Annotated in this window: 8 protein-coding genes; all 8 read right to left on the bottom strand. The window is 60.5% G+C overall.

Annotated elements, in window-relative coordinates:
• Positions 1-3: 3 nt before the first annotated feature.
• Positions 4-1,878 carry an HlyD family type I secretion periplasmic adaptor subunit gene (locus EET67_RS10700; protein WP_245450840.1) on the bottom strand — a complete coding sequence of 625 codons (1,875 nt, stop codon included), beginning with the start codon at positions 1,876-1,878 and terminating at the stop codon, positions 4-6.
• Positions 1,875-3,692, bottom strand: a complete 1,818-nt coding sequence (locus EET67_RS10705; protein WP_128626110.1) for a type I secretion system permease/ATPase — start codon at positions 3,690-3,692, stop codon at positions 1,875-1,877. Before EET67_RS10705 ends, EET67_RS10700 begins: the two co-directional genes overlap by 4 nt.
• Before the next feature lie 128 nt (positions 3,693-3,820).
• Positions 3,821-4,243: a hypothetical protein gene (locus tag EET67_RS10710; protein ID WP_128626111.1), complete on the bottom strand. Its 423-nt coding sequence runs from the start codon at positions 4,241-4,243 to the stop codon at positions 3,821-3,823.
• A 311-nt stretch (positions 4,244-4,554) separates the two neighbouring features.
• Entirely contained in the window at positions 4,555-5,229 is a 675-nt protein-coding gene (locus EET67_RS10715; RefSeq protein ID WP_128626112.1) for a hypothetical protein, read from the bottom strand.
• Between the two features lie 805 nt (positions 5,230-6,034).
• Positions 6,035-7,672 (bottom strand): hypothetical protein, encoded by a 1,638-nt coding sequence (locus EET67_RS10720; RefSeq protein ID WP_128626113.1) that lies wholly within the window; start codon positions 7,670-7,672, stop codon positions 6,035-6,037.
• A gap of 74 nt (positions 7,673-7,746) precedes the next feature.
• The gene (locus EET67_RS10725; RefSeq protein ID WP_128626114.1) at positions 7,747-8,019 is read right to left on the bottom strand and encodes a hypothetical protein; all 273 of its coding nucleotides are present in this window, start codon (positions 8,017-8,019) and stop codon (positions 7,747-7,749) included.
• Positions 8,016-9,011: a TniB family NTP-binding protein gene (locus tag EET67_RS10730; protein ID WP_128626115.1), complete on the bottom strand. Its 996-nt coding sequence runs from the start codon at positions 9,009-9,011 to the stop codon at positions 8,016-8,018. Before EET67_RS10730 ends, EET67_RS10725 begins: the two co-directional genes overlap by 4 nt.
• Positions 9,005-9,313, bottom strand: a 309-nt coding sequence (locus tag EET67_RS25880) for a hypothetical protein (protein ID WP_210211112.1), incomplete at its 5' end; no start/stop codon positions are given. The genes EET67_RS10730 and EET67_RS25880, both read right to left, overlap by 7 nt.

The raw sequence follows: 9,313 nt of genomic DNA on the forward strand, positions 1-9,313 counted from the left end.
GCCTCAGTCCTCTCTGAAGGCTCGATTGAAACTGTCGAAGACGGGGCGCAGCGCGTAATGGGCGACAGTGAACTCGCCGGTCTTGATCAGCACTTCGACCGGCATGCCGGGCATGATCTCGACTTCCGGCAGCGAGTGCAGCGACGCCTCGTCAATGCGGATGCGGGCCTCGTAATAGCTTCGCTCCGTTTCCTTATCGACAAGCCGATCCGCCGAAACATAGGTGAGCACGCCATCCACCGGCGGCACCCGGCGATGCTTGTAGGAAAGAAGGCGGATGCGCGCATCGAGACCGGGGCGGACAAGATCGATATCCTCCGGCTTCACCTGCGCCTGCACGATCAGCCGGTCGTCGCCGGGCACGAGATCGAGCAGCGGCTCGCCGGCGGCCACGACACCGCCCGGCGTGTGAATGCGCAGATCCGTCACCGTGCCGGCCTCGGGCGCGCGCACCACGGTTCGGGCAAGCACGTCGTTCGCCGCCTGGATGCGCTCGTGCAGCTCGAATATCTGGGCGCGTGCATCGCGCAGGCTCTGGGCGATCTCGGTCTGATGGTCGCTTTCCAACTGGAGGATCATCGCCTCCGCTTCACCCTGCGATTGCCTTGCCTTGGCCATCCGCGCCTGTGCATCGCCAAGCCGGCCCTCGATCTCGGCCTGTTCGCGTTCAAGCTGCGTCAGGCGCCCCCTTGCCTGCAGGCGCTTGGCGACCAGCGGCGCCACCACCCCAATCTCGTCCTTGATGATGGCCACCCGTTTTGCCGCCGCTTGTGCCTGGAAGCGGGCACTCTCGATTTCCTGCCCGTCCTGGGCCTTGCGGCGCTCAACGACCTCGATCCGTGAGGCCAGAAGCTTGCGGCGCGTGTCAAATATCTTGATCTGCCCGGCAATGATGTCGGCCAGTGCCGGCGCGTTGCGCGCGGCCGGCCGTATCGTGGAAGGAAACTGGATGGTGCCAAGGTCGCCACGCTCGGCCAGCAGGCGGGCCTCCAGCGCTTGCGCATCCCAAAGCTGCATCTGCAGCATCTGGACCGTCGCCTGGGGCTTGGTGTCGTCAAGGCGGATCAGCGGTTGGCCGGCGGCGACCCGATCGCCGTCCTTCACCAATATGCGGGCGACGATACCGCCCTCCAGGTGCTGGATGGTCTTGCGGCTCGACTCCGCCTCGATTGCGCCACCGGCGATGGCGGCACTTTCCAATGGCGCAAAGACGGCCCAGACACCGAAGCCGACCACGAACACGCCGACAACCGCAAACGCACCAGCCGCAAGAGCGCGCAGGCGCAGGAAAGGCGTTACAGGCGGCGGCGGCATGATGGCTGCCAGTTCCTGCGCCATCGTGCGGCTCGATCCTTTCCGGGGTGACTCCTCCAGGAGACGGGCTCTCTCGGCATGCCTTGCCGGAAACAATGCGCCACCCTCCACCCAGCGGTCGAACGACTGCTTGAGCTGGTCCCGAACCACGGACAGCCTGGCGGCAACCGCGCTTACACTGCGGCGAAGCCGGGACAGATATTCGCAAGCCGTGGCAATTGCGGTCCTCCACACGCGCACGGATTTGTCGCGCAGTCCGCTCATGGTTTGCGTGACACTGGCAAGAAGAGGCGCAGCGCGGTCGCGCAGGCGGGCAGGCAGCGTATGAAATGACGGTCGCGGGATCGAAGCAACACACCCCGCCATTGTCAGGAGCCAGGCCCTGAGCGCCCGAAGCCCGCGCTCGGCAAGCGCAAGTGCCCGGTCCCGCGATCGCACCCAGCCCGCCCGCAAGCGACCCGCTGAGGCACGGGCCCCCGCTATGACATGGGCAGCGGCTGGTCGCAGGCGCTCGGCCAGCAGATGTGGCAGCCGCGTGGCCGTGTGGGCAGGCAGCCCCCTCATGACACCGGCGCCGCTCCGTCCGATATTTCCTGCGCCTCCGCGACGCTCACGCCGTTATGGCTGATCTGGCTGGCGCCCTTGCGTGCGGTGATGATCTGCGGACGCCTGGCCGGCAGGATTGTGCGACCGCTCCTGATCTTGCTGGCGACGTCCCGGCGGTCGCCGAAAGCGTTCATCCTTCCATTGGCGAGCACCAGCACCTTGTCGGACATGTTTAATATGCCGAGGCGCTGAGCGATGACGACCAGCGTGGCGCCCCGCCGCCGCATCTCGTGGATGGCCTGGCGCAAGGCTTCCTCGCCGTCGAAGTCGAGGCTGGCGTTCGGCTCGTCCAGTATGATCAGACGCGGATTGCGGAAAAAAGCCCGCGCCAGGCCGACCCGCTGACGTTGGCCTCCCGACAGTTTCATCCCGCCCTCGCCTATATCGGTCTCGTAACCGTCGGGAAAACGCATGATCGTCTCATGCAGCCCGACCAGAGAGGCGGCCGCAATCACCTCCTCGGCCGTTGCATCCTGCAGGCGCGCGATATTGTCCCGCACCGAGCCGCCAAAAAGCTGGACGTCCTGCGGCAGATAGCCGAGATGGCGATAGCCGCCGGCGGCCAGCCAGATTCCGATGTCTGCACTGTCGAGCCGGACATTGCCGGCCGAAGGCGTGATCGTCCCGGCAATCAGCCGCCCCAGCGTCGACTTTCCGGCGCCTGACGGGCCGACCACGCCCAGGACCTCGCCGGGATTGATGGCAAAGGTCAGCCGGCGCAGGGCCGGCGCGGTGGCGCCGGGCGGAATGAATGTCACCTGTTCGACTGAAAGCTGGCCGTTGGGGCGCGGCAGTTCCATCGCGTTTCGCGACTGCGGTGCTGCTGCCATCATCTTCTTGAGCCGGGCATAGCCCAGCCGCACGCCCGAAACCGCCTTCCAGGTGCCGATGGCGCCTTCCACCGGCGCCAGCGACCGCCCAAGCAGGATCGAGGTTGCGAAGATCGCCGCCGGGCTCACCGCGTTCAGAATCACCAGCCAGGCAGCGCAGGCCATGACCGTGACCTGGGCAAAAAGCCGGATGAAGCGCGCCAGCGCCTGGATGGCAGCCGCGCGCCCGGCAGAAGAGAGCTGGGCTTCCTTGGCATTGGACTGATCATTATGTAGCAGGCGGGCGACGCCCGGCAGCATGCCCATGGCGCTGATGACTTCGACGTTGCGCAGCAGGGTTTCGAACCGGTGCTGGCTTTCGATCCATGCCGCGCTGGAGCGGGCGGCAGGCTTGCGCGTCACCATTTCATTGAACAGCGCCAGCCCGAACAGCACCAGCGAGGCAATGAGGCCGATGGCACCGAGCAGCGGATGGACGATAAGCATCGCCAGAATGAAGATCGGCGCCCACGGCAGGTCGAACAGGGCCGTACAGGCCGTTCCGCCGAAGAAGCTGCGCAACCCGCCAATATCGCGCCAGGCCTGCGCTGCGGTGGCAGCATCGCTGCGCATGGCTGATTGCGTCGCCGCAATCAGCACCGGGGCCTGCAGCCGGTCGTCGAGCCAGATGCCGACGCGGGCGAGCATTGCCCGGCGCAGCGCCTCCAGAACCGCATGCACGGCGAGCGCGACAACCACGATCAGCGTCAGCATCACCAGCGTGTCGATGCTGCGGCTGGACAGCACGTGGTCATAGACCTGCAACAGATAGAGCGGGACCGTCAGCGCCAGCAGGTTGACGAAGAAGCTGAGGATGAAGACCAGCAACAGCGAGCCCTTGCACAGGTTGAATGCACGCTCGACATCGGTGATTGCGCCGCTCTTCATCCGGGAGGGAGCCATGGGCGATCTGTCTCCGCACGACTTGAGGCGTTACGGCCACGAGCGGGCCACACCTCGGCTAGCCACCAGAAATTCCGCATGAGAAGGCGCCCGGATGCCTGCCGGGCGCCCCGGTTCAGCAGGACTGATCAGGCAAAGTCGAAATCGAAATCAATATCGATATCGGCGTTCTGTTCTGCATATTGATCCTGATCGACGTCTACATCCACGTCCTGGTCCTGATCGACGTCGACATCATTGCTATTGGCCTGTGCAACATCCGTATCGGTGTCGCTGTCATTGTCGGCATCGCCATCTGCATCTGCATCGGCGTCGGCATCCGCATCGCCGCCATCATCCGCATCCGCATCCGCGTCTGCATCGGCGTCGTTGTCGGTGTCGGCGTCCTGGTCGGTGTCGTTGTCGACGTCCGAATCATTGTCGTTGTCGATCCCGACATCCGAATCCTGGTCGGTATCGACGTCTACGTCCTGATCTTGGTCCTGATCGAGGTCCTGGTCGATATCGGCATCGATGTCGATGTCAAAATCGTTGTCATCAAAGTCAGGCATGGGATCACCCTCCCTGGGTTGAGGAAACCGCCCCGGCTGGCGTGAGCCGGCGAAGCGGATCGAAAGCTATCGGAGTGGTCGCGCGGGCAGGCAAACCCTCCGACAATCGATCGACAGGAAAGCATCCCTGTTTCGCAGTTGGGAAAATAGGTGCCAATTCGCGTCGACCTGATCGGTGGCATCCGACAGATTGGTTCATTTTTCCGGGTGATACCCACCCGATCGGGTGAGCCGATATGGATGATCTCCGGGCTCTGCATTCTCACGCAGAAAGAAGGCGGCAAGCCCCTCACCGATGGGTCTGCGCGTAGTCAGGCGTCAACGTCGGACAGGTCGACGACGACGTCGAGATCGGCATCGGCGATGGCATCCTCGTCCAGATCTACATCGATGTCGGTTCCCTCATCGTCTTCTTCGGCAGCGATGGCGGCATTCACCGCAGCGGCAACGAGCGTGGCTATATCGACATCCACATCGGCATCGAGATCGTCGCGGACTTCCACATCGACGTCGATATTTCCGTCCGTCTCGGTGTCCTGGCCAATATCGGCATCCAGGCTGTCTTCGTCGTCATCGTCGATATCGACATAGGCGTCGCTTTCGATTTCGACATCATCTTCGACTTCGGCATCGACCTCGACAATGATCGTACCGTCATCGCCTTCGCTGACCTCGACATCGACCTCGATCCGCTGGTCGACCTCCGGCCGTTGCTCGGTTTCGACGCCGATGGCCCGTCCGTCGTCCTCGCCTGTGTCGGCCGCCACATCGGCGTCCTGATCCATTTCGCCGTTCTGGTCGACTTCCGTGTCCATCCTGACCTCGACCGGGCGCGGGCTGATGACGGTGACGCCGATATCGACATCATCGTCAATCCCGGCCTCGTCATCTACATCCACATCGAGGTCATCCATGTCCGAAGCGCTGTCATCGCGCTCCTGCCCGTCATCGACCGCCGCTCCGCCCTCATCCTTGTCCGGTTCCATGGTGAGCCTCCGTGGCACGCCCCCGTTCAGGCGTTCACGACCAAGCATTCCACCGTCGTTAGCAGGCGGATAGAGGCCAAGTCGGGTGACCTATCCTGCCCCCAACCTGTTTCGGGCTGCCGATTCCGATGAGCCATTTCGGCAGTCGTGATGCGCCTTCGCGGCACTCGAAACCACGAAATCAGCGGCCACGGCGCACTTTTGCGTAATGTCGAGAACTGAATACTCTGCTCCTGTCAGGCGCCGCTGCTTCCAGCATTTCAGCTGGCAAAAGCGGCGCCCGCAGAAAATGAACTGCACGGCACTTCCGCCGAACTCTCCGACAGCAAGGGTTGCGCGCTCATCGACCTGGCGATGCCGGTGCACGACCCGCAAAGAGTACTGCACGAAATTCGCGAACGCCTGCCCGCGTTCATCCCCTCTGCCGCCGCTACGGCCAGGGCTGTTGCCCGCCGCTGCGCCTCACGCTTTTTCAGTGCGCCTAGCCATACGCGAAGAGGGGTTGCCCCGAGGTTTACGCCATGCGACGCAGGGATTCGCATCTGGAAGAAAAAGCCCGAGTCCTTTCGCCAGAGATACATTGCGCGCTCCAGGTGTACGTTTCTGGAGTGTTGGCGTAATTTTCTAAGTTAAATCAAATTGAGCCGCCAAAACGAAGGCGATTCAGCTAAGTCATTGATATTCCAACGGCGCGCAAACGGCCATGATTCGAATTCGGCAACTCTGCCTGATTCATCAGGAGCGCAATAAAAAGGCCGCCAAACAAGGCGGCATTCTTCACGATGAAATTTTCGATCGGGTTAATCTAGCCGATACCGCGTTCGATAAAATCCGCAACCTCGGCTCGTGGCCAAACAAACCCGAGGTTGCCATCCATGGCTACGATCGGTTCGATACCGGAATCCCGAAGGAGACTGGGAACATCACGCCATCTGAGCCGTCGTCCCTTGGATGCAAGCTGGTCAGTGATCTCGGCGGTCAGAACGAAAGTCCCCGCAAATTCCCTTAAGTCGCTGGCCGTAGGCTTTGCGGACAACAGGCCAAGCTTCACGAGTTGGTTGACCCTGACGGATGTGGTTTTCAGGAAACCGGCAGCTTCAGCTTGGGTAAAGACGACATCCTCATCTATCCTCCGCTCCTCAGATGAATCCTGGAGAGCAAGTTCGTGTACGTCTTTCACGGCAAAGGATGTCATGAGGGCCGTAAGCCTACCCTCCACCCGCCAGATCTTGAGCTCACCTGAAAGGATTCGCTCAATGATGCGAGGCCAAGGATTCGCATCGGCGAGGCCAAGCCTATTCACTGCCTTGGTGATACGTACCCCTCCTTCTGGCCTGGCTCCACCAATCGCCATCGCTTCACATTGGCGTCTCAACTGATCAACCGAATCCTTGAGATAGAACTCGGCACCTGGCTGCGCCAACGGTCCAGGTGTTAACCGGGCAAGGTAACCCACGTCGGCGAGCGAGCCGAGGCAAGCCCTCGGGATTCCGAGTTCCACAGCGACCGACTGGGAAGGCATACCTAGAACTTGAGAACCGACGATTTTCGCTAGCTCCCGTGAACCGACGAGAACTGGAGCCTTTTCAGCGTTAGATACCCTGATTGACAGTATTGAACCTCGCTTTGCTAACCGTGAAATTCTCCGGCGCGAAAGGCCGTACTCCTGTGCTGCTTGCTGGATCGGGATGAAATCAGGTGAATGACGGTGCTCGGCTCGCCGCACGATCGGCGCCACTGAGGAGGTCAGGGACATGTCCAGCTTGATCCGTTGTTTCACTAGGCGCTGAATTCCTGGCACGAGGTGGGCATCCATGCTCAATGCAACCAAGGGCCCCAGTTCCTTCCTGACGCCGAAGTGCCCTCCCCGTCTTGTCGCACTCTCCCTCATTTCGGCGGCTATCTTGTGGAAACCTTCTGGCCAGTCGAGAAGCACACGGCCAGCTCGCGAGAGGATTTCCGGAGTGAAACGAACGTACTCCTCCTGTCGAGAGGGTCGATCAAGCGTGGTCGCTTCCCAAGACGCACTGGTGGTCAACGCACATGAAGTAGCGACCATCAATTCGAATAGATCGGCGGCATCGAAACTAGCCAAATCCGGATGCAGGCGGTCGTAAAGCTGTTGAATGTCCCCGCGTTCGGGGTCGATCAGATCGCTCGCAAACCTTAGCGCCTCCATGTCGTCGATCTCGACGACGGGCTGGGGGAAATCGCGGAAGTCGACCTTCCCGCTGGGAAATCCATCCTCGTCAGGTTGGGAACAGAATTCACAGTACTGTATGCCATACGTTCGAAGATAGCTCGGTCGCCGAGCACACTCTGGGCATCTTTCGAGCAAGTATTCCTTCGTCACTGGATCGAAAGAGAAGACCCGGACAGACCACATCGCTTTCAGATGAAGCGATCGTGCCAAGCTCCGGGGCGACACCCTGCGATATTTCATGTCGCGGTGGACGTTCCTCAAGGCAACCCCGAAGAAATCCGACCAGCCCGCTCTCCCGGCGACAGGGTATGGGCTTATCGCACGAAGCAAATCCCCCCATTCGGAAAATGAAGGGTCGTCGCCAAGCTATCCTCTCTGCCCCTCGCCCTGGCAAAAAGCGACGGATCACCTCTGTACTCGATGCCCGCAGCAGAGATGACATGGCCGGCGCTGCGATAACCGTTGTCCGCGGCCGCTTCCAGAACGACCTCTGCGATCGATTGACCGGGAACATGAGTTGCCGGGAAGACCAGTGGTGCAGCGGGTGGAAAGGCGGCTTGATCTGACGAGTAGCGAATGAAGCTCATGCCGCCCTCCGCTCATAGTCGCGAAGGCCTTGCGCGATCGGATTGTAATCAATCATCTCCATCGGGATCGCCCACTCGTCAATAGCTGCTGACACGTGTTCGGCCAGCACGCGTGCCGCCTTACGCTCCCGCGCAATTGTGCATGCGGCTGCAACAAGCTTGCTGGCGACGCCTAGCCGACCGGAAGCGACGGCATGAATAACGGCTGGAAGCTTCCCTTCAAGGAGGTCCGAAATCTCCTTCATCAGACCGTGTTGCATAAGCTTTATCCCCAGCATTCCTAGGTAGTCGAGAAAAATTTCAAGATCCTCTGGAACGTCATTCCGCAATTGGCGAAAGTCAATCTTTGTAATACATCTTGCAGCAAGTTGTTGATCGCCCAATATCATGCTTTCTGCATCATCTATTCCGACAAAGACGATAGGAACCAACCCCCGAATGAGCATCGTCTTAAGGGTGTCGGTGACCGCCGTACTTTCACAGACCCCTGCTCGCCTCGGCTTATTATCCTTCTCGGTCTGCCTGTGATCCATATGCTGGATCTCGTCCAAGAAAAGTATCTGCGTCCCATGCTTTCGCATGTGATGGTAGACTCGACTCAGCAATGAAGTCGCAGTGCCATGCGATGCGTGTGGATCGTTAAATTCCGTCAGGATGTCGGAGGCGGCGGATTTCGGCGTCGCTTTGCTCTCGAGCGTCACGTGCAAGGCTCGTCGCTGTAATCTAGCTATCTCGCTGCGATCCATCTCAGCGGGGAATAGTCCCTCGGCGATGAGTTCATCGACAATCTGATTCTCGATGTACGTTTCCACCGTTTTCGATTTTCCGGAGTGGGTCGGAGCGAAAAGGCAGGCGCATCGCTGTGGCTTATTGGGCGCCAATACCTTCATCTGACGCAAGTTGTCGTAAATGCGATGTGCTTTCGACATCCGTGGATGCGGAATGCACATCTTGAGGAATTCGGCCTCCACTTGGCCATCAACCATCAGCATGGGTCGACTCCTAAAGCTCCTGCAAGGCGCTTCAGGCGAGCCGCGGAATCGCCCGCTTGCGCCCAAGCCACAAAATCATCCTTAGCGGCTGGCTTCGAAGCTGACGTTCCGGAAACCGATTGAAGCGCCTGTGCCTGTTCCTTCTGCTTCTTCTTTGCCTTTTGCTCCTTCTTGGCCTTCTGTGTGTCAATGACCATGGAATCGGGACCCCGTATTTTCGCGTAAAAGGGACCCCCTGCTTGGGTTGATGAAGGGCACGGCGGTGAGCGCCCGATCAGGCGAAGCTGGTCGGGGTTGCACAG

Origin of the sequence: Borborobacter arsenicus, from assembly GCF_003934165.1 — a bacterium.
GTDB lineage: Bacteria > Pseudomonadota > Alphaproteobacteria > Rhizobiales > Rhizobiaceae > Pseudaminobacter > Pseudaminobacter arsenicus.

Excerpts from the sequence above, each read along its gene's own strand:
- EET67_RS10720 (WP_128626113.1), bottom strand. The coding sequence starts at position 7,672 with ATGAAATATCGCAGGGTGTCGCCCCGGAGCTTGGCACGATCGCTTCAT.
- EET67_RS10730 (WP_128626115.1), bottom strand. The coding sequence starts at position 9,011 with ATGCTGATGGTTGATGGCCAAGTGGAGGCCGAATTCCTCAAGATGTGC.
- EET67_RS10700 (WP_245450840.1), bottom strand. The coding sequence starts at position 1,878 with ATGAGGGGGCTGCCTGCCCACACGGCCACGCGGCTGCCACATCTGCTG.
- EET67_RS10725 (WP_128626114.1), bottom strand. The coding sequence starts at position 8,019 with ATGAGCTTCATTCGCTACTCGTCAGATCAAGCCGCCTTTCCACCCGCT.
- EET67_RS10710 (WP_128626111.1), bottom strand. The coding sequence starts at position 4,243 with ATGCCTGACTTTGATGACAACGATTTTGACATCGACATCGATGCCGAT.
- EET67_RS10715 (WP_128626112.1), bottom strand. The coding sequence starts at position 5,229 with ATGGAACCGGACAAGGATGAGGGCGGAGCGGCGGTCGATGACGGGCAG.
- EET67_RS10705 (WP_128626110.1), bottom strand. The coding sequence starts at position 3,692 with ATGGCTCCCTCCCGGATGAAGAGCGGCGCAATCACCGATGTCGAGCGT.